This window comes from Mediterraneibacter catenae (assembly GCF_008691045.1).
Lineage (GTDB): Bacteria > Bacillota > Clostridia > Lachnospirales > Lachnospiraceae > Mediterraneibacter > Mediterraneibacter ornithocaccae.
In genome coordinates this window covers 1-556 of the sequence record NZ_VMSO01000062.1, presented here as the reverse complement: position 1 = coordinate 556, position 556 = coordinate 1, and the positions used below count along the sequence as shown (strand labels likewise).

At 50.2% G+C, this 556-nt stretch carries 1 rRNA gene; it reads left to right on the top strand.

Annotation, left to right across the window (positions count from 1 at the left end):
* Positions 1 to 126 precede the first annotated feature (126 nt).
* Positions 127 to 244 (top strand): 5S ribosomal RNA (rrf, locus tag FNY66_RS15360).
* The last annotated feature ends 312 nt before the right edge of the window (positions 245 to 556 follow it).

The window sequence follows — 556 nt, the reverse complement described above, 5'->3', positions numbered from 1 at the left end:
GAGTTGTCAGGGAGAGTCAAAAAGGAGGAAGTTCTTCGGGCTAACGGCTCGTGGAAAACCTCGCCGAGACTGAAGAACAAGGCTTCGTTCTAAAGCTCGGAAAGACCTCGCTAAGAACTCGAGCCTTTTGGTGGCGATGCGTCCGGGGGCAACACCCGTTCCCATCCCGAACACGATGGTTAAGACCCGGACGGCCGATGGTACTGCACTGGAGACGGTGTGGGAGAGTAGGTGGCCGCCAAATTTAAAAGAGAGAGACTTAAGGCAGAAGCGCTGCCGAAGTTAAAAATAAATACCGGCAGAGAGGGACAACAATCCCTCAGCGCCAACCCAATCAGCAGGGCAGTGCTGTTAACGCTGGGTTTACCAGTGATCAGAGTTCAAATGGAGATTTGGGTTCTGATGACTGATAAACAATCAGTCAAAGTTACGAATGCGAAGCTCTAAAGCCTACGGCTTTATCGCTCATGGCACTGCGTGCCAATGCATCAAAAATAAATACTGTTTAGGAAAGCAAGCTTTCCCCACAGCATCATTTTTGCTGCGCTCGCATTCT